Annotated in this window: 21 protein-coding genes; 10 read left to right on the top strand and 11 right to left on the bottom strand. The window is 42.3% G+C overall.

Going from position 1 to position 19,482, the window contains the following annotated elements:
* Positions 1 to 269 precede the first annotated feature (269 nt).
* Positions 270 to 683 (top strand): OsmC family protein, encoded by a 414-nt coding sequence (locus CXF62_RS08470; RefSeq protein ID WP_102093887.1) that lies wholly within the window; start codon positions 270 to 272, stop codon positions 681 to 683.
* 11 nt (positions 684 to 694) lie between these two features.
* Positions 695 to 1,123 carry an MAPEG family protein gene (locus CXF62_RS08475; RefSeq protein ID WP_416220486.1) on the top strand — a complete coding sequence of 143 codons (429 nt, stop codon included), beginning with the start codon at positions 695 to 697 and terminating at the stop codon, positions 1,121 to 1,123.
* A 217-nt stretch (positions 1,124 to 1,340) separates the two neighbouring features.
* Here CXF62_RS08475 and CXF62_RS08480 read toward each other — a convergent pair whose 3' ends face one another.
* From CXF62_RS08480 to CXF62_RS08510, 7 genes are all read right to left on the bottom strand, one after another.
* A complete protein-coding gene (locus tag CXF62_RS08480; protein WP_102093889.1) occupies positions 1,341 to 2,375 on the bottom strand; it encodes a tRNA dihydrouridine synthase in 1,035 nt (344 codons plus the stop codon).
* A gap of 73 nt (positions 2,376 to 2,448) precedes the next feature.
* Entirely contained in the window at positions 2,449 to 3,948 is a 1,500-nt protein-coding gene (locus CXF62_RS08485; RefSeq protein WP_057761950.1) for a UvrD-helicase domain-containing protein, read from the bottom strand.
* A 216-nt stretch (positions 3,949 to 4,164) separates the two neighbouring features.
* Positions 4,165 to 4,902: a twin-arginine translocase subunit TatC gene (gene tatC, locus CXF62_RS08490; RefSeq protein WP_371548113.1), complete on the bottom strand. Its 738-nt coding sequence runs from the start codon at positions 4,900 to 4,902 to the stop codon at positions 4,165 to 4,167.
* A 170-nt stretch (positions 4,903 to 5,072) separates the two neighbouring features.
* Complete coding sequence (gene tatB / locus CXF62_RS08495) at positions 5,073 to 5,783, bottom strand: Sec-independent protein translocase protein TatB (RefSeq protein ID WP_101204897.1); 711 nt, start codon at positions 5,781 to 5,783, stop codon at positions 5,073 to 5,075.
* Positions 5,784 to 5,809: 26 nt separating this feature from the next.
* The gene (tatA, locus tag CXF62_RS08500; protein WP_102093892.1) at positions 5,810 to 6,049 is read right to left on the bottom strand and encodes a Sec-independent protein translocase subunit TatA; all 240 of its coding nucleotides are present in this window, start codon (positions 6,047 to 6,049) and stop codon (positions 5,810 to 5,812) included.
* 218 nt (positions 6,050 to 6,267) lie between these two features.
* Positions 6,268 to 7,128 (bottom strand): bifunctional phosphoribosyl-AMP cyclohydrolase/phosphoribosyl-ATP diphosphatase HisIE, encoded by an 861-nt coding sequence (hisIE, locus tag CXF62_RS08505; protein ID WP_102093894.1) that lies wholly within the window; start codon positions 7,126 to 7,128, stop codon positions 6,268 to 6,270.
* A 195-nt stretch (positions 7,129 to 7,323) separates the two neighbouring features.
* Complete coding sequence (locus tag CXF62_RS08510) at positions 7,324 to 7,767, bottom strand: acyl-CoA thioesterase (RefSeq protein ID WP_102093896.1); 444 nt, start codon at positions 7,765 to 7,767, stop codon at positions 7,324 to 7,326.
* Between the two features lie 444 nt (positions 7,768 to 8,211).
* Between CXF62_RS08510 and rpmI the strand changes: the two genes are divergently transcribed.
* From rpmI to CXF62_RS08535, 5 genes are all read left to right on the top strand, one after another.
* On the top strand, positions 8,212 to 8,409 hold the full coding sequence (gene rpmI / locus CXF62_RS08515) for a 50S ribosomal protein L35 (RefSeq protein ID WP_057761939.1): 198 nt from the start codon (positions 8,212 to 8,214) through the stop codon (positions 8,407 to 8,409).
* Positions 8,410 to 8,528: 119 nt separating this feature from the next.
* The gene (rplT, locus tag CXF62_RS08520) at positions 8,529 to 8,885 is read left to right on the top strand and encodes a 50S ribosomal protein L20 (RefSeq protein WP_011281252.1); all 357 of its coding nucleotides are present in this window, start codon (positions 8,529 to 8,531) and stop codon (positions 8,883 to 8,885) included.
* A gap of 327 nt (positions 8,886 to 9,212) precedes the next feature.
* Positions 9,213 to 10,268, top strand: a complete 1,056-nt coding sequence (gene pheS / locus CXF62_RS08525; RefSeq protein ID WP_102093897.1) for a phenylalanine--tRNA ligase subunit alpha — start codon at positions 9,213 to 9,215, stop codon at positions 10,266 to 10,268.
* Positions 10,269 to 10,456: 188 nt separating this feature from the next.
* Positions 10,457 to 12,856 carry a phenylalanine--tRNA ligase subunit beta gene (gene pheT / locus CXF62_RS08530; protein WP_102093899.1) on the top strand — a complete coding sequence of 800 codons (2,400 nt, stop codon included), beginning with the start codon at positions 10,457 to 10,459 and terminating at the stop codon, positions 12,854 to 12,856.
* 215 nt (positions 12,857 to 13,071) lie between these two features.
* On the top strand, positions 13,072 to 13,371 hold the full coding sequence (locus CXF62_RS08535) for an integration host factor subunit alpha (RefSeq protein ID WP_102093900.1): 300 nt from the start codon (positions 13,072 to 13,074) through the stop codon (positions 13,369 to 13,371).
* Positions 13,372 to 13,617: 246 nt separating this feature from the next.
* Here CXF62_RS08535 and CXF62_RS08540 read toward each other — a convergent pair whose 3' ends face one another.
* Complete coding sequence (locus tag CXF62_RS08540; protein ID WP_057761933.1) at positions 13,618 to 13,974, bottom strand: hypothetical protein; 357 nt, start codon at positions 13,972 to 13,974, stop codon at positions 13,618 to 13,620.
* 545 nt (positions 13,975 to 14,519) lie between these two features.
* Between CXF62_RS08540 and CXF62_RS08545 the strand changes: the two genes are divergently transcribed.
* A complete protein-coding gene (locus tag CXF62_RS08545; protein ID WP_102093902.1) occupies positions 14,520 to 15,407 on the top strand; it encodes a KPN_02809 family neutral zinc metallopeptidase in 888 nt (295 codons plus the stop codon).
* Positions 15,408 to 15,603: 196 nt separating this feature from the next.
* On the opposite strand, the gene CXF62_RS08550 is transcribed toward CXF62_RS08545, so the two are convergent.
* Positions 15,604 to 15,831 carry a hypothetical protein gene (locus CXF62_RS08550; RefSeq protein WP_101204904.1) on the bottom strand — a complete coding sequence of 76 codons (228 nt, stop codon included), beginning with the start codon at positions 15,829 to 15,831 and terminating at the stop codon, positions 15,604 to 15,606.
* Between the two features lie 113 nt (positions 15,832 to 15,944).
* Here CXF62_RS08550 and CXF62_RS14855 point away from each other — a divergent pair, with 113 nt between their 5' ends.
* Positions 15,945 to 16,295: an IS630 transposase-related protein gene (locus CXF62_RS14855; RefSeq protein ID WP_101204408.1), complete on the top strand. Its 351-nt coding sequence runs from the start codon at positions 15,945 to 15,947 to the stop codon at positions 16,293 to 16,295.
* Positions 16,246 to 16,788, top strand: a complete 543-nt coding sequence (locus CXF62_RS14860; RefSeq protein ID WP_416220487.1) for an IS630 family transposase — start codon at positions 16,246 to 16,248, stop codon at positions 16,786 to 16,788. Before CXF62_RS14855 ends, CXF62_RS14860 begins: the two co-directional genes overlap by 50 nt.
* Positions 16,789 to 17,060: 272 nt before the next feature.
* Here CXF62_RS14860 and rho read toward each other — a convergent pair whose 3' ends face one another.
* Entirely contained in the window at positions 17,061 to 18,329 is a 1,269-nt protein-coding gene (rho, locus tag CXF62_RS08565; RefSeq protein WP_055125334.1) for a transcription termination factor Rho, read from the bottom strand.
* 525 nt (positions 18,330 to 18,854) lie between these two features.
* Positions 18,855 to 19,181 carry a thioredoxin gene (trxA, locus tag CXF62_RS08570; protein WP_057761928.1) on the bottom strand — a complete coding sequence of 109 codons (327 nt, stop codon included), beginning with the start codon at positions 19,179 to 19,181 and terminating at the stop codon, positions 18,855 to 18,857.
* Positions 19,182 to 19,482 lie beyond the last annotated feature (301 nt).

Below are 19,482 nucleotides of genomic sequence, written 5' to 3' on the forward strand. Positions count from 1 at the left end.
AGCAAACTTTTGTAGGTTTTTATACAGTATTTTTAGGCAAGAGTTGAAGAGTAGTAATAGACGTATGGACATACGATTATTTAGTAAGCTATCGAACTTCAATATTCCGATATGTATAAAGTGGTAAAAGTACAGAGTTCACTGGCGAGCTAACAGCAAAACAATGAGCCTATAAAATCTTGCTTTGGCTTGTGCTACACTAGCTGAGCAATATATCATTCACACAATAATAATAGGCAATACGCCATTTAAAATAAGGAACATCTACAATGTCAGAATCAAAAGCAAGCGTCATATGGCAAGAGAATAAAGCTTTTATGGGCGTGTCACCATCAGGACATAATGTACAAATCGATGCTGATAAAGAAAAAGGCTCAAGCCCAATGGAGCTGATTTTGCTAGGACTAGGTGGTTGCGCCAGTTATGATGTCGTAGAGATTTTACAAAAATCACGCCAAGCAGTGACGGATGTACGTTGTGAGCTAACCGCCCAGCGCGCTGAAACTGTACCAGCGGTCTATACTGATATTCATATGCATTTCGTTGTCACTGGTCAAGATGTCAAAGAAAAACAAGTCGAAAAAGCCATCCAGTTATCAGCAGAAAAATACTGTTCTGCCAGCCGTATGTTAGTAGCAGGTGGGGTCAATATCACCCATGATTTCGAAGTGGTTGCAGGCTAGGGACTTATATAATGATAAGTGCATTCTTTGAGTTGGTAACTGATAAAGTGGCGTCTGCCATTTTAGCCATGGTGGTAGCAAGTCTATTGCCATGGGCGGTGTCAATCGTTGCGAAAGTATCTGGTGGCTTTAGAATCAGAAATAATGCACATCCTCGCGAATTTTTTCAAAATGTGACAGGCATGGCAGCACGTGCTAATGCAGCACAACAAAACAGCTATGAAACCTTGCCAGTATTTTTGGCGGCAGTGTTGGTAGCGATGCTGTTCTTTGTACCGCAGTCGATTATCAACGTATTGGCTTGGCTGTATGTGATGATACGAATTGGTTTTTGTGTGGCATATATTACTAATTTGGCAATGTTCCGCTCTATCCTTTGGGTATTATCAATGACCTGCTGTCTAATGCTATTTTATTTAGCGATACGAGTCAGCGTCTAGGGCATGTCCTCAATTCAAAAGACAGTTATCTAAACGGATTAAAAATGGCTAAGTTTTGCCAAACAGCGTCAAATCGCTTGCTAGTATCTCGATATTATCTACGCTATTTTTCTCGTTTGACGGCAATTTATCTCATTTTTATCTCCATTTTTGAAATGAGGACACACCCTAGTAAAAATACCCGTAACCGCCAAAACGCTCAAATACAAGCAAGTGATTAATCTCGTACGCTTGCTTGTAGGGCGCTAATAATCACCGCTTTATTTTTTTCTCGTTTGATACTTTCCCACACTGTTTGTGCCTCAACATAGCCTTTGGTAAGCATGCCTAGCCATTGTTTATAACGACCGACCAATACCACATCGTTCTTTGCTTCACCTTCCAAAAACTTGATCTGATGCGCGATTAAATCTTGCCATAACAATGTAGCCGTATTCTCTACGCTGTTAGTACTTTTTTCAGTATCATTATCAACCTGTGCCACTAAATCAGGACGCGTTACTACGCCGCGACCTAACATTAAATGCTGTGTACCTGCTTGCGTCATACAGTTTTGCGCATGCTCAAAGTTCCAAATTTCTCCATTGGCAATGACTGGAATATCGAGCGCATTAAAACTCTGAATTTTGTCCCAATAGGCGGGCGGCTTATAGCCTTGGGTTTTAGTGCGTGCATGGATGGTGAGCCAATCAGTGCCGCTAGAAGCAATTGCGCCGCGAATATCATCCATGCGACTGGTATCGGTGTAGCCCAAGCGAATCTTAGCTGATACTGGTATGTGAGCGGGAACGGCTTGGCGTACGGCACTGATAATCTGATACATGGTTTCAGGTTCATCTAACAATACAGAACCACCGCGATGGCTATTTACTGTTTTTGCAGGACATCCAAAGTTGATGTCGATAGCAGGCGCACCGAGCTCACAAGCGTACGCGGCGTTTTCGGCCATAAGCTGTGCTTCGCTACCCAAAATCTGTACATGAATGGGCGTACCAGAGGCCGTTTTGGCATCATGATGTAGCTCAGGCACATATTTATAAAACACATGCGCAGGTAAGACGTGCTGAGTGATGCGAATAAACTCACTGACCGACCAATCATAAGGACACCCCAAGTCAGACGCAATTTGGGTTAAGATTTGGCGCATTAATGGATCGGTTAAGCCCTCCATAGGCGCGAGCAAACGCACGGGAGATGCAAATAACTGATTAATAGTATTTTGACGCGTTTGAAGTTGCTGGCTATTATTCATGCTGGTGATTCACTGCTAAAGGGTCGTTATAAGAGATTGAATAAAACTTGAGGCTGACAAAGGTGTAGGGTAATTAAGTATTACCAAAAATCACTTTTTTGCCCGTCTGTAATCCTGATATCAAGTCTTTAATATTATGAATATCCAAATTGCTTTGCGCACGCGTGCAAGCAACATAAAGCAAACGCAGCTCTTCTGGACTGATCTTGACTGCATTGGTTGTCACATCGTAGTAAAAATCATCATCTAGTTGTACTTTTCCCCATTCAAGCCCTTTGGCTTTATGAGCAGTAGAGATGACATAGTCAGCGTTTTCAATGCTAGTCAGACTATTGACCGCTTGGCTTAGTACATTTGTACCGTGGTCATCGACCAGTTTGACCAGTGTTTTGAGGTCGCTACCCTCATTGGTTTCGGCGTACTCTTGCACATCACCCCAATTATAAAAATAAGCCAGCTCAGGTACACCGTAAGCCGATTTACCATTTTTTAAGTTTTCGGCTGCCTGACAGAATTTGAGCATACGGTCGGTATCCGCTTGTAGCGCCACGCGATGCCCGTGTTTTAATCCTGTCAACAGTTGCGACATAGCAGCAGCATTGGTACGGCACAAAATAGCATCTTTCTTACTGTGTACCATGCCCTTATCGGTAGAGGATTGCTTGTTTGGATTACCCTTTAGCGGTACGTCTTCTTGTAGCGCTTTTAATAAGGTATTGGCCACTTCTGCAATCGGCTCGCCAAAGCGAAAAGACTGTGTCAATAATGTCTGCGGTAGCGGCAGTTTTTTCATCGCATTGACCGCACCGCGCCATTCATAAATCTGCTGGTGTGCATCGCCCACATAGATGACTTGTCTCGACTGCTGAGTCAAGATACCCATCATCAAGGGATCGGCATCTTGGGCTTCATCAAATAAGATAAAGTCCGCTGGAATACTGGGCTTAGACAACGCCCAAAGCTTGAGATAAATATCATGGCCAATACCAGCAGGGTGACGCGCATCAATCGACTGTAACCAGCGCTGCTCAACAGCGGGGTAGAGCATCTCGCGCAGCTGCTCTGCATCTGAGTCATCGAGCCAACTTGGGAAGAGTATGTGCCTTGGCGCAGGGTAGCTGGCATGCGTGCTGCAAAAATTACTTACCGCATCGCTGACGAACCGAGACAATCGTGCGGGTGTCAGCGTAATGTATTTATTAACCCCATCCATTTGTCGACGTACTTGTACAGGCTGTAGTCCTAAATCATCACCGAGACGCTTAGGTGAAAAGCGCGGCAACGACAGCTTGGCAGTAATATCACGAGCGACATGACGATAAGCTAATGAGTGAAAAGTACGACACTCTACATGCGGCGGAAACTTTGAACGAGCATCATTGGCGATCGCTTTGTTAAAGGCTAGATACAGTCCGCGGCCACGTAAGCGCTCACCGATTAGCTTGAGCGTCGTTGTCTTACCGGCGCCCGCATAAGCGACCACTTTAAACGACTTGTGATCCATCGCCATATTCAGCGCGCTCAGCTGCTCGTCAGTGGGATCGCTCATATAAGCTGGCATAGATGCGGACATAATAAAGCTACCTAAATACAAAAATTGATTAAAAATAAAAGGGGCAAAAAAAGCCACTGGGTAAACAATGGCTTATAGATGATGGTGATGCTAAAACGTGATAATAAGCAATCAGCTTACTAATGAGGCAAGAATAAAACGGTGTAATGGTAGTTTAACGCATAGCTATATGTAATCAATAACTTTATTTTAGTCTAGATTAGACTGATAAGTGTTTTATTCTTTGTCTGACGACACGAGAGTAGGACTGGGCTCTTCTTTGATCAAAATCTTCGCCAAAAACAAACCAAGCTCAAACAACAACCACATCGGAATCGCTAGCATGAGCATCGATACACCATCTGGCGGCGTGACAACGGCAGCCACAGCAAAACAGCCTACAATGATATAACGACGTTTTTCTTCTAAGCTCTGAATGGAGACAATACCTGCCAATATCAATAGCAAAGTGACAACTGGAATCTCAAACGTTAAGCCGAATACCATAAATAATTTTAAGGCAAAACTGAGATAGCTGTCGATATCCGTCATGGGTAGTACGTTTTGCGGGGCAAACATGATAAAGAACTTTAAGACCCCTTTGAGCACAATAAAGTAAGAAAAAGCCACGCCTGCATAAAACAAAAATATAGAGGATAGCAGCACTGGAATAGCGATTTTCTTTTCTTTTTTATACAGACCGGGCGCTACAAATGACCAAATTTGATAAAGAATGTAGGGCATCGCCAAAAACGCGGCTACGAATACGGTCAGACGTATCGGTGCCATAAAGTTTGACGTGATATCGGTGGCAATCATGGTCGAATTGGCGGGTAACTGTGCCACCAACGGGTCAGACAATAAGTTATATAGCTCGCGCGAATAACCGACCAAACCTAAAAATATTATCAGTACTGCCACACATATTTTGATCAAATGCCGACGCAGCTCAATCAAATGCTCGGTAATAGGCATATCAGCCAAAGGGCTTAAAATATCCTCTGATTTTTTATCTTGAGTGGTATTGGTCGTTGCTTCAGCACCTTTATTGAGGGTTTTTTGATCAATAGCTTCTTGATCAATGACATTTGGGTCAGTAACGGCGATTTTCTCTTGACGACTTTTTTTGCGCTTGAATAATGACATCAATCAGTCTCCTGCTTATGGTCAGAAGTCTGCATGTTGGCAGGACTGTTGAGTAGAGCGTCCGCTTTATAGTTTGGCACATATGGCGGCATTGGGAGCCGACGTGCTTTGTCATAAGCACCAAGTCGAAACCACATATTTTCCCATGGACGGGTAGTGATGGTCTGAACAACTGGCGCTGCCTTGGCGTTGTCACCTATATTTGCATCACCTACATTTGCATCATCCACATCGTCACCGCTGTGACCGCGCTTCGATAAGTGACCATTTTCTAATGTATCTGGCTGCTCTTCAGTGGCATAAGCATAGTCGAATGCTTTTGGCGTGGCTGGTTGCTGCTTTTGTGTGCGGTTATTTTCATGAGCTTCGTCACCCTTACTATTTTCAGCATTCGTAGATGCTTCAGAAGCTATCGAAGCAGGACTATGTGAGCTTTCAAAAGCTTTCATATTGCCGCGCATTTCAGCCATTTCACGCCTCATCTCAGCTTCGGTCTGGCGAATTTTGGCCAGTTCTTTTTGCATTTGCTGACGTGTCTCAGCCAAGTCAAGCTCAGCCTCTATTTCAGACTGCAATGTTGAGACTGTGCGGCGAATTTTGGCATACCATTGCCCAGCCGTGCGCGCTGCCTGCGGCAGTTTTTCTGGGCCCAGTACGATTAGGGCGATAACGCCAAAGAGGAGTAGTTCAGAAAACCCGATATCAAACATAATGGTCCGATGTCACTGTTTAGATGCTATACGTTATGCTTATCATCAACTTTGGTGGTTGAGCGCTCTTCAGTGTGTGCCGTTGTATCGTGGTCAAGAACCGCGTGTTTCTTAGCATGCTCTGTATTTTCATCTTTAACAGCTTCTTTAAAGCCTTTAACAGCACCGCCCAAATCTTTACCAGCATTTCTGAGTTTTGAGGTGCCAAACACGACAACGACAACTACCAATAGTATCAGCCAATGTGTAATAGAAAAACTACCCATAATGGTATCCTTGTGACTTGGTTTTGTGACCTAGTTTTGTGACTTGGTTTTCAGTCTTTATATGCCTGCTTTTAGTCTGCAAAAAGGTCTATCTAGCAAACAAAAAGCATCGACATATAATGCGAGATAAAACAGAGCTATATTATAACCTGCACTTATTACAAATAGGTGAAAGCAACAATAATCAAATAAAATAGACGTTTATTTTTTATTTAGGCTTATCTAGCGGCTTTTTCATCGATACCGGATAACCCAAAACGTCTGCCTAGCTCGTTTAACACAGCATCCGACTCTATATCAAACCATGCCAGTCCAACCAAGGTATGGAACCAGACATCGGCGACTTCATAGATTAGCTCATGACGAGCTTCATCGTAGCTTGCTTTGTCTGTACTCTCATCGCAGTTAGCAAAATCTTTGGCAGCGATGATACTCTCTGTGCTCTCCTCACCGACTTTTTCTAATATCTTATTTAATCCTTTAGCATACAGACTGGCGACATAAGAGCTGTCGGCATCGGCTTGTTTGCGCTCTGCTAATACGCTATCAAGCTGCTGTAAGACAGAAACTTTATCGACTTGTGCTTGAGCAGTAACAGATTGTGATTGAGACATATCAGTAGAATCAGTATTCGAACCAGTGTTTTCAATTTCAAGAGTTTCGCTAGTAGAGTCATGAGAATGATAAATATCTGCAGGGTCTTTTAATACTTTATCGACAGTTTGCCATACAGGCGTTTGACCTGATAAATCCAACCGCTGATAAAAGCAAGATTCACGTCCCGTATGGCAAGCAATGCCGCCAGCCTGAGTGACACTAAGCACAATCACATCTGCATCACAGTCTAGACGAATATCATGCACAGTTTGCGTATGACCTGATGACTCACCTTTATGCCACAGCTTGGCACGTGAGCGTGAAAAATAAACCGCTGTTTGGGTTTGCGCGGTTAGCTGCAATGCTTCTGCATTCATCCACGCCATCATCAAAATACGACCTGTCTGATGATCTTGAGCAATTGCAGGAATCAAACCATCATCATTAAAAGTTACGGCAGTCAGCCAAGCAGGTAAAGTCATAATGTATTTGTCGTCTTATAGGTAGAAAGTGAAAAAGAGTGATAAGCAATTATACTACTTATGATTAAAGCGGGGAGATTATCTGAAATGCTCTGCAATATGCTGACAGCTAGCAATATGATGTCAGCTAAATGCGCTATAGAGTGCAATTATGCTAAATCTAAATGAACAGCATACTATTGATAATAAGCGATTCTACAGTCTAAATAAATGCGGATACAACGCTTCTTTAATCGTATTATCAAGCTTAGTCACTTTATTGAGGTTAAAGTCGTAACCTCTAAAATGCTGGCGCGCTTTTGCTACTATTTCGCCCGTGTGCATCCGCGTGACCTTTAGGATTATATTACCGCCATTATCATATATTGGCTCAACACCAACTTCAAATAACAGCTCTTCTCGTACGCGGATACGGCTTACAATATCTAGCTGCAATTTATCTATTATCAAGCCTTGATGGTCTGCGTTGATTTCTTTGACACCTTTAGCATATAGAAACCTTAGCCGTGCTTCGGACAATAGTGCTGTTAGAGATTCGACCGTCATGTGTTGTCCTGCGTCGGCTTCCGTATGACGCACACGCATCACTGTCTCAAAAACAAACAAGTCGTCGTCGAATACTAACTCTTGTTTTGACACACTATCTCCTAGAGTGATGGCCAAAGATTATTCTACTTATCGTGCTGTAGGTTGGCAGCATTGTTATCGTTATCATCGTTATGACTATACATTACAGCCTAAGTATTCACGGTGAAAAAGTGGGTTTTAATAGGGTTTATATGAAGATATAGCTTAGTCTCTACTAAAGCACAGCTTAGGCTGACATTCAATCTATTTGGATAAAAATCAGCCGTTTTATTAGCGTTTTTAGGAGAGCTGCTATCGCTTATTTGATGCTGATTACTTGTCTATATTGTCTACTAAAACCTCGCCAAAACTTTACTTGGCAAAACAAGGCACTATCTGCTAAAATAGCGCCTCCCACCTCGAGGCAAATAGAGGTTTAGTGGTTATTTATATAACGATTATTCAGTATGACTATTTGACGACCAGGTTCTAAAACAGAAAAAGAGGCAAATCATCATGAAAGTTAAGATGAAAACCAGAAGCGGCGCAGCTAAACGCTTCAAAAAAACAGCGAATGGCTTCAAGCGTAAGCAAGCATTCAAAAGCCATATTTTGACCAAGAAATCAGCTAAGCGTATTCGCCAATTGCGTGGTCTTAAGTTGGTGCACAAGTCTGACGAAGCAGCAGTTCGTCGTATGTGCCCATACATTTAATAGCCTACCGTCATCTATCTTTGATTGAAAATATTTGACTTTGCAATCTGACAATGATGTTTGTTATTTAACGGCATCATCACTCGCTTAACAGTGATTAAAAAATCTTGGAGTAAATTATGGCCCGTGTAAAACGTGGTGTACAGGCAAATCGCCGTCACAAAAAAATCTTAAAGCGCGCAAAAGGCTACTACGGTGCCCGTTCACGTGTTTACCGCGTAGCGGTACAAGCAGTGACCAAAGCTGGTCAATATGCTTATCGTGACCGTCGCAACAAGAAACGTACTTTCCGTCGTCTTTGGATCGCACGTATCAATGCTGGTGCACGCTTAAACGGCTTAAGCTATAGCCGCTTCATCAATGGCATGAAAAAAGCAAACATCGCAATCGATCGTCGCGTTCTAGCAGACATCGCTATGCATGATGCAGCGACTTTCACAGCATTGGTCGAAAAAGCAAAAGCGGAATTGGCCTAAATATTAACCGTCCTTTAGGTATGATGCTTTTAAATAATTATTTATAAGCAATTGTCTAAATGGATAGGACTAATATTGATTAATAGTATGATATTAATAAAAGCTACCGCTGGTCGGTGGCTTTTTTTATATTAAATTATTTTAAGCGTGCTCTATATTGAACCTTGTTGAGCAAAAATACGCTTATCATCGTCTAAATATTCAAGCCATTCTTATAACCAGCCTTTATATCAATTTTTTATATAAACATAACTGGATAAATGGTTTGCAATATTTGGTCAAATCCCTACAATTAATAGTCCGTTCAAATCAGGAATAATGCGTCTTATGACTAACCCTGCTGCCACCAACGACTTGTCGGCGCTACCGACCTTGTCTTCAGAGCTCAATGAGCTTAACGAAGCTCAGCTTACCGAATTTGCGAGTGCTGCTGAAGCTCTAATCCTACAAGTAACTGATGCGCGTACACTGCAAGATTTGCGTGTGCAATTGACTGGTAAAAAAAGTTCGTTAACGGGCTGGTCAAAGCAGATGGGCAAGCTCGATGCTGACGATAAAAAAACTTATGGCGGCTGGTTGCATCAAGTGCGTAGCCGCATTCAGCAAGCACTGACAGACCAACAGCAGCAACTAGAAGTCGCAGCGCTCAATGCCAAGTTAGAAAGCGAGAGCATTGATATTACTTTGCCTGCTCGCGGTGGTCAAAAAGGTCATCTGCATCCAGTGACCATGATTACTCAGCGTATGCAGCAGTACTTTATTCAAGCGGGCTTCAATGTCGCAACCGGCCCTGAAGTCGAGAGCGACTACTATAATTTTGAAGCGTTAAATATCCCGTCGCACCATCCTGCGCGCGCGATGCATGATACCTTTTATTTTGATGCGCATTATCTATTGCGTACGCATACTAGTCCTGTCCAGATTCGTACCATGGAAAAAAATGAGCCGCCGATTCGCATCATTTGCCCAGGTCGTGTTTATCGTAATGACTCAGACCAAACTCATTCGCCGATGTTCCATCAGCTAGAAGGCCTTATGGTCACCGAGTCGAGCACTTTTGCTGAGCTAAAAGGTTTAATCAGTGAGTTTCTAGAAGCGTTTTTTGCCAAAGAGCTGACCGTACGTTTCCGTCCGTCATTTTTCCCGTTCACTGAGCCTTCTGCAGAAGTGGATATCTTAGATGACAATGGCAAGTGGCTTGAAGTGATGGGTTGCGGCATGGTGCATCCACAGGTATTAACCAATTGCGGTATTGATAGCGATAAATATACTGGCTTTGCTTTTGGTATGGGTATCGAGCGCTTTGCGATGCTTTATTACGGTATTGATGACTTGCGCTTATTTTTCCAAAATGACGTGCGCTTCTTAAAGCAATTTGGCTAGAGTTTTCTTTATACCTATATAGTCAGTTTAAGATAATTTAGATCCAAGGAACGTGAGTGAAAGTGCTACAAATCGTAGACTGAGCGAGCCTGACATTGTATCTAATTTATATAGGATTGACTATAGCAAGCGAATTCGCCAAGCTTTACTCCAACATCTTTATTATAAAATTCTGATCCGAGATATTTATGAAAATTAGCGAACAGTGGCTACGTCAGTGGGTAAACCCTACAAATACTAGCGAACAGTTAGCCGAACAGTTGACTATGGCAGGTCTTGAAATTGATGATCGCTATGCGGTTGCCCGTGCTTTTAGCGGTGTGGTAGTCGGTGAAGTCATCAGTGTTGAGCAGCATCCTGATGCAGATAAACTACGTGTTACTCAAGTAAATATCGGCGATGTTGAGCCATTACAAATTGTCTGCGGCGCGCCTAATGTGACCGTCGGTATGAAAGCACCGGTTGCTACCGTTGGTGCGGTATTGCCAAGCGATGATAAGAAAGGGTTTAAAATCAAAAAGAGTAAGCTACGCGGTGTGGCCTCAAATGGCATGCTATGTGGCGCTTCTGAAATTGATTTAGTCGATGATATAGATGGCTTGCTTGAGTTGCCTGAAGATGCACCAATCGGTACTGATATCCGTGAATATCTAGGTCTAGATAATCAAATATTGGATATCTCTATCACCCCAAACCGTGGTGATTGCTTTAGCGTACGTGGTATCGCTCGCGAAATATCAGTCATCAACGATTTACCTGTACAAATGCCAGAAATCTCGGCCAATACTGCTGGCACTGCTGCAACGCCAGCCGTGACAGTCGATGCAAAGGAAGCGTGTCCTCGCTATCTGCTGCAGTCGATTAGCAATATTGACCGTAGCATCGATACTCCAAAATGGATGCAAGATGCGCTAGTACAGTCAGGCCTACGTTCACACAATTTCTTGGTCGATGTGACCAACTATGTGTTGATGGAGTTGGGTCAACCGTTACATGCGTTTGACGCAGACACGATCGAAGGTGATATCGTTGTACGTTTGGCACAGCCTGATGAAACCATTACTTTGCTAAATGAGCAAACTGTTACCTTGACCGGTGACGAGCTTGTGATTGCTGATGACAAAGGTGCCTTGGCACTGGCTGGCATTATGGGTGGTCAGCGTAGCAGTGTCACCGATAGCACTACCAATATCGTTGTAGAAAGTGCTTTCTTTAATCAGTTAGCTATCGCTGCGCGCGCACGCCGTTTTGGGCTGCATACGGACGCATCTCAGCGTTTTGAGCGTGGCGTCGACTTTGAATTGCCAGCATTAGCGTTGGCACGAGCTTGTGATTTAATCACCAGTATTACTGGCGGGGAAGCAGGACAAATAGTCACGGCCGAAAATCTTGAGCATTTGCCAGCACGCGCACCGATTACATTGCCAATCGCGAAAGTTAGCGATGTCATTGGGATTGATATTGAGCCATCTGAGATGGTACGTATCTTGACCCAACTGGGTTTTGACGTAGAGCAGCAAAGCGATTCACTGATTTGTAAGCCGCCATCTTACCGTTTTGATATGAGTATCCGCGAGGATTTAATCGAAGAGATTGCTCGTATCTATGGCTATGACAATATTCCAAGCGTCCTGCCACATTTGCAAGTCAGCATGGATTATGATGATACTGCAGATTTAACCCATGAAATGAAGCTATCATTAGTCGACAACGGCTATATGGAAGCGATTAGCTTTAGCTTTAGTGATGCAAAACTAGAAGCATTGCTTGATGACGAAGCGCTAGGGGAGGTGTTGGCACTGGCAAACCCTATCTCTAGTGATTTGGCGGTTATGCGTCGTACCTTGCTATCGAGCCTATTACCTTGCGTGCAATATAACTTGAATCGTCAACAGCCACGTGTACGTTTCTTTGAAACGGGTCTTAGCTTTGTTGGACAAAGTGTTAGTGACTTAGTACAAACGCCAAGTATTGCTTTCGTCGCAGTTGGTGATATATGGAGCGAGCAAGCTTATCAAAACCGTGCGTTAGATTTTTATGACCTAAAGCATGACATTGAGCAGCTATTACCAGCACAAATCGATAGCGCACGTATCCGCTACGAGCGTAGTACGCTAAGCTTCCTGCATCCAGGACAAAGCGCTGAGTTGTATATTGATGATGTATATATTGGTTGGTTGGGTCAGTTGCATCCAAATACTGCTAAGCAATTAGATCTGCCGAATACATGGGTCGCTCAATTGTCACTGGCACCGCTATTGACGATTGCACGTGAGCAGCATGCTATCACAACACCAAGCAAGTTCCCGCAGGTACGCCGTGATATTGCTATCTTGGTAGACAGTGACATCAGTTTGCAGACGCTAGAGACAACCGTGCGAGCTGCAGCAGGTAATATGCTGACTGATCTTTGGTTATTTGATGTTTATCAAGGTGACAAAGTACCAGCAGGCCAGCGCTCACTAGCGTTTGCACTGATATGGCAAGACAGTACGCAAACGTTGTCTGACGAAGCTGTTAAGGCTGCTACAGATAAAGTGGTACAAGCGCTAACTGGCCAGCATTCTGTACAGCTGCGCGACAGCTAACATTTAGTAAGTATTATACCCAATGCTCTGTAGTCTTTTTACCATGAGGCTACGGAGCATTGCTATTCATAGAATAAGTTAAGTAGTTATTAATAAAGGATTTTAATGAAGACTTTGTTAAAAAACGGTCAAAAAACCTTTATAATAGCTAGCCTTAACCCTCATACCGCTAAACCATGATATTCGACATCACGACATAGCATAGGAGTCGTACTGTGAGCACCTTAACCAAATCTGACATGATTGAGCATTTGATGAGTCACCTAAACCTAACACGCCAAGAAGGCCGCTGTCTGGTGGAGAACTTTTTTGATGAGCTGTCAGAGAGTTTGATTGATGGCAAAGAGGTCAAGTTTTCAGGCTTTGGCAACTTTGAGCTTAAAGATAAAAACAGCCGTCCAGGCCGTAACCCGAAAACAGGGGAGCCTGTTGCAGTATCTGCACGCCGTGTGGTTACTTTTAAGACAGGGCAAAAATTTCGTCAGAAGGTTGACGAGCGTTTGTTTGATAGCTAATACTTAGTTTGGCACTGCGCTGAACGATAGTGTGTCTGTTTTATCGTGAGTTTATAAGAATGCTAGTGCGTATTTGCACTTAGTTATTTTTGCGTACATCTATATATTTCGATATTGCAGCACGCATCTTATATTAGAGTTATCTATAAAGTAGAATCCTACTAAATTCATAAATGATAGACATAAAAAAAGAGAGCATAGGCTCTCTTTTTTTTACTACAGTTTATCTATTGTATGAACAATAAATTACTGAGCTTCTTCAACTACTACTTCGTCAGAAGCTTCAACAGCAGCAGTATCAGTTTCGCTAGCTACGTCTACGCTAGTGGTATCGCCGTCTACAGGAACTTCAGCGTCCATTTCGTCAGTAGCAGTTGCAGCTTGTGCATCAGCGATGTCAGCTTCAGCGCCAGCAACAGCAGCGTCAGCATCAGCAGTCATTTCGCCTTCAGCAGCAGCTTCGTTTAGCTCTTCAGAAGCGTCTTGCACTTCTTCTTGCGCGTCAGATAAATCTTCAGCAGCGTTTTCTTTGCTGCTATCACAGGCAGTAAGGCCCATAGTTGCAGTCATGATACCAGCTAGAGCAAGTAATTTAAGTTTCATATGGTTTTCTCCGGAAAAATGAAATGAGCAGTAGCAGCAACAAAGGTCGAAATCCGAGATTTCTTCAGAATTCAACTAGTCTTAGTCGCAGCTACTCAGCTTCCACGCATTCTATAGGTTTTCTAAGTAAATAGAAATAGCCTGTACAATTAAGTAACAATAAAATTTAAAATAATATTTTACTTTCTCTATCCGATATACTTTTTAATACAAGAGGCTAGATTAATCGACGTATAATCAATGACATCAGAGGGATTAAGACCTCTTTTGGTTCTCATTTTTTGTCTCGAATTTTCGATATTAGCCCCGTTTTTATGGGTGAGAATTGAATTAAATAGTCCGATTATGGTCCTATATTACATAAATCCTAGTTAAGTTAGCAATTTTATGGGTTTCTACTTGCTTTTAGGATAGTAGACTAGGTCATAGCGTGGATTAACCAGCCAAATAACATATAACATAAGTAAAGATTAATAGAAGTAGTGGTTAATAGAGATAGTGGTTAGTAGAAATAACGAATCAATCTATATTTGAGGAATAGAATTATGAAATGGCAAGGTAGACGAGGTAGCTCGAATGTGCGCTCTAGCACAGGTGGCGGTAAGATGCTCGGCGGTGGTATTGGCGGTATTATTATCGCTGGTATTTTATGGTTGGTATTTGGGGTAAACCCAATGACCGCATTACAGACAGGTCAGGCGGTCACAGGTGGTGGCAGTGAATCATCTACTGAGCTGGCAACCAGCACAGACCGAGACACGCAATTTGTGAAAGTTGTACTAGCAGATACAGAAGAAGTCTGGCATCAAATCTTTAATGAAGCTGGTAGTACTTATCAAGAACCGTCATTGATTTTGTTTAATGGTCAGGTCAGCTCAGCATGTGGTAGTGCTAGCTCTGCAACCGGTCCATTTTATTGTCCAGGGGATCAGACTGTTTATTTGGATACGTCATTCTTTGTAGAGATGCGTCAGAATCTTGGTATTTCAGGCGATCAGCAAGGCTCTGGTGGTGAAGAGAACCAAGGCAAGGCTGGCGATTTCGCACAGGCCTACGTGATAGCGCATGAGGTCGGTCATCATGTTCAGACGCTACTGGGCATTAGCCAACAGGTCAATGAAGCTCGTCAGCAAGTGACCCAAGCACAGTCCAATAAGCTATCAGTATTGCAAGAGTTGCAAGCGGATTGTTTTGCTGGTGTATGGGCACAGCGCAATCAAGAGCGTGTACAGTTTTTAGAAGCTGGAGATCTTGATGAAGCGGTGAATGCAGCTAGTCAAATTGGTGATGATCGTCTAGCGAAAGCGAGTGGTGGTGCAGTAGTGCCCGATAACTTTACTCATGGTACCAGTCAACAACGTGTCGAATGGTTCACCCGTGGTCTAGAAAGCGGTAATGTACAATCTTGCGATACGTTCAGCGGTGCACTTTAATGGCCATATGTATTAATAACTGTGTATTTGACTAATGATGTATTTCTAATACTAATGTTTTTGATTATAAGTCTAGCGCATGGACTTATAATCAAAATTAAGACATAAAAAAGTCTGCAACGAATTGCAGGCTTTTTTATCATCTTTTATCTGATATTACTCAATCAATTGTCAAATAATATCAGCGTAGAAAGATTTAGTTGTTGTCAAGAACATAACCACCAGCACCGCCAATCGCTGCACCAGCCAATGCGCCACGAGCGATATCTTTGCTGTCGCCTTTGCTTCTAATAAGAGCACCAGCTGCTGCGCCAGCGGTAGCACCTTTAGCTGTATTGCTCATACCGCTATAAGAGTTACAACCAGTCATGATTAGGGCTGAGCTAGTAATTGCAGTCATTGCGATCGTTTTAGCAAATTTCATATTATCACCTATTAAGTCATCAAGTTTAAAATACAATACCTTTAACATACTATAGTCTAATCCAAATAAAACCGATACAATCTTATTAACAATTGCATTTAATGAAATAAACGATGACTTATTCAATAGACTATCGCAAACAGGTACTTTCTAGCATCACTGATGGTATGACCATACGAGAAGCTGCGCTATTTTATGGACTTAGCACCAGCACCATTCACAGCTGGCAGAAGAAATTAGCGCCTAAAACAACCAGAAATAAAGCACCGACTAAAATACCTGATGACGCATTGATTGAAGACGTAAAAAGATACCCAGATGATTATAACTATGAAAGAGCTCGTCGCTTGAACTGTAGTAAAACGGGCATCTTTAATGCTTTAAAGCGTCTTGGTATCAGTCAAAAAAAAGACCTTGGAACATCCAAAAGCGTGTCCGATAAAAAGAGCGATATTCCAGAGTAGGCTTGATCGCTTTACGCAGCAAGGCTATCCCATTGTCTATATGGATGAAAGCGGCTTTGAGGCTGAAACCATTCGTTCTCATGGCTATGCACCGATTGGTAAACCCTGTATCGATAGCTACAACTGGCAAGCTTCGAGACGTACTAATGTCATCGGAGCTCTCTATGAAAAAATGCTATTTGCGCTTGAGTACGTTGAGCAGAATATCAATAGCAATATATTTTATGATTGGTGTAAGTTCACACTTATTCCAAGTCTTAAAACCAAGTGCGTGATTGTCATGGATAATGCTCGGTTTCATAAGAGTAAGCGTATTCAAAAGCTACTTAATAGACATGGTCATCGTATTTTATGGCTGCCGCCGTACAGCCCTGATCTAAACCCTATCGAGAAAAAATGGGCACAGGCTAAGTTTCTACGCCAAGGATGGATGGAGAATAATCTACCTAAACTGTTTCATGATATGGGCTGTATCGATTTTATAAAGACTTAACTATATGTCCATGATATTTTCAAGTATATTCCTACTGTCTGTCATAATAGTCGGTTACTAATAATATAGTCGTAGTAAAAGCGCTAAACTTTGCAAACGAGATGTAAGCGATGTTGCCGTACTGTATCATCAGCAACGCATGTGAGCGACAGTGCAGATTACGTCCTAATGGGTTTAACCATTAATATTTTGATGCTGTCATAAAAAAGACTACCTATAGGTAGTCTTAATATCAAATCGAAGCTGAATATGTCTAGCAAACTAACTAAGAATTAGTTTTGTGATTTACGCTTCATTTGCTCAAAGAATTCATCATTGGTTTTCGCTTCTTTTAGGCGGTCCAACAAGAATTCAGTGGCTTGTACGCCATCCATCGGTTGAAGCAGTTTGCGTAAAATCCATACTTTACGCAGCTTGTCTTCGTCCAATAGACGCTCTTCGCGGCGTGTACCAGATTTTTTGATATTAATCGCAGGGAATACACGTTTCTCAGCCAAGTCACGCTCAAGCGTAATCTCTTGGTTACCCGTTCCCTTAAATTCTTCAAAAATAACGCTATCCATCTTACTACCAGTATCAATCAATGCACTGGCAATAATAGTCAAACTACCACCTTCTTCCACGTTACGCGCAGCACCAAAGAAACGTTTTGGACGTTCTAGAGCATTGGCATCCAGACCACCCGTCAACACTTTACCTGACGATGGAATAACCGTGTTATAAGCACGTGCTAGACGCGTAATTGAATCAAGTAAAATCACCACGTCTTGCTTATGTTCAACCAAACGCTTGGCTTTTTCGATGACCATTTCAGCCACTTGTACGTGACGCTGTGGCGGCTCATCAAAAGTAGAAGCAACCACTTCACCGCGTACTGTACGCACCATCTCGGTGACTTCTTCTGGACGTTCATCAATCAATAATACGATTAAATAGCATTCAGGATTATTACGAGTGATTGATTGTGCGATGGTCTGTAGCAACATCGTTTTACCCGCTTTTGGCGGTGCAACGATGATAGAACGCTGACCTTTACCAATCGGAGCGATTAGATCGATGATACGACCAGTCAAATCTTCAGTGGTTCCGTTACCAAGCTCAAGTTTTAAATGCTCAGTTGGGAATAGAGGCGTCAGGTTCTCAAAGATAAGCTTATGACGTGAGCGATCTGGCGTATCAAAGTTGATTTCGCCAACTTTTAATAACGCAAAATAACGCTCAGAATCTTTTGGTGGACGAATCGTACCAGCGATACTGTCACCAGTTTTTAGACTGAAACGGCGAATCTGGCTTGGGCTGACATAAATATCATCAGGACCGGCTAAATATGAGCCTTCTGATGAGCGCAAAAATCCAAAACCATCAGGAAGAACCTCAAGTACGCCGTCACCATAAATGGCTTCACCGTTACGCGCATGGGTTTTTAGAATAGCAAAGATAATGTCCTGTTTACGGCTACGCGCCATATTATCAAGACCCATTTCTTTGGCGATAGCCAATAGCTCAGCGATTGATTTTTTCTTTAATTCTGTAAGATTCATAGATAGGTCATTAGCAATTGATCAGATGAGAGATGCCATTAGCAGCACAAGTCACGACAGTGATTAAAATAACGGTAATATGATGATATGGGTGTGTGCACAGCGCTGTAGTTTATGTAGTTTTGGTTTTATATGTCTGCTTATGTACGCATTGCCATCATTGGAGGCAAGGTAATAAGAAATAAGGATAAAAAAGGCTACATAAGAGTCTGCGTCAAAAACTCAATATCAGTAATTGCGTTTAGTCATTTTGTTCAGCAATGGTGTTTATAATGACGATTGTGTTTTTGTTGATAAACACGAGGAGAATAGCGACAAGATACTTAGGAAAACAGTTGGTTTTCTCTTGTCAGCAGACTATACGGTCTTCACAATAGCGTTGTCAATAAATTTTGCCAAAAAAGTCATATTATCGAGTTTTTTGCACAAAAAACAAGCAAAAAAGCCACTATCTTAGTCAGATAATGGCTTTCTCGGTTATTCTATTTTACCCGCTCAAGGTAACCTAGAGCGAGCAAATGTAGCTTATAAATGCTTGTCTAGTACTTTAGCCAACTCAGCTTTTGGCTGTAGGCCCATTACTGAATCAACTTTTTCGCCGTCTTTGAACACAAATAGCGTTGGGATGTTACGAATACCAAAACGGCTAGCCGCTTGTGGGTTGTTGTCTACGTCTACTTTAACGATTTTAACTTTACCTTGGTACTCAGTCGCTAGATCTTCTAAAATAGGAGCAATGGCTTTACAAGGACCACACCATGGTGCCCAGAAGTCTACTAGTACAGGTACGTCTGATTGTAGAACGTCTTGATCAAAGTCTGTGTCGGTAGTATGTACAATAAGGTCTGACATAATTTTATCTCTCTTGTTTTATTACTTCTATCACCACTCATCAACCTATATATTGGTTTAATAATAAATCAGTTGGTGGTCAAAGAATTGTTTAGAAGGGGTGAAAATGTGCCATTATATTAACATGTTTGCCCTAATTTGACAGATACAGGCTGGTTAAATTGTTTAACAACTAGTATTAGCACAATAAATCGAAACGGTGCAGCACAAGAGTGTCTAATCTGTTATTCAATACGATTATCCTTATCAAAGTATGTATCTCAGTGCGATATAAGTCGTATTTTATACCTCATTTACATAG

Source organism: Psychrobacter sp. MES7-P7E, assembly GCF_002863645.1.
In the GTDB taxonomy this organism is placed as follows: Bacteria; Pseudomonadota; Gammaproteobacteria; order Pseudomonadales; family Moraxellaceae; genus Psychrobacter.